This is a genomic window from Colwellia marinimaniae (assembly GCF_002207865.1).
In the GTDB taxonomy this organism is placed as follows: Bacteria; Pseudomonadota; Gammaproteobacteria; order Enterobacterales; family Alteromonadaceae; genus Colwellia; species Colwellia marinimaniae.
In genome coordinates this window covers 1-275 of sequence record NZ_BDQM01000248.1, presented here as the reverse complement: position 1 = coordinate 275, position 275 = coordinate 1, and the positions used below count along the sequence as shown (strand labels likewise).

The window sequence follows — 275 nt, the reverse complement described above, 5'->3', positions numbered from 1 at the left end:
GTTTATGATCATTATTGGCCATAAAGCGCATGATCTAAACCAAAAACATTGGACCAAACTACTGCGCATGAGCAGCCATTTCCTTGATATTATTCAAGGGCTGACTCAGCTTAAAATATTCAACGCATCGCGCCAAGAAATGGCTGCAGTAAAAACCATTAGTGAAGACTATGGTAACCAAACCATGGGGATCTTAAAGATCGCCTTTCTTTCTTCATTCATGTTAGAGTTTTTGGCCTCTATTGCCATTGCACTTGTTGCGGTGATCTTAGGTT

1 protein-coding gene is annotated in these 275 nt (G+C 40.4%); it reads left to right on the top strand.

Translation table 11 applies throughout. From position 1 onward, the window contains the following. Nucleotides 1-275: ABC transporter transmembrane domain-containing protein (locus MTCD1_RS19135; protein ID WP_268807384.1), on the top strand; the 275-nt coding region annotated here is incomplete at both ends.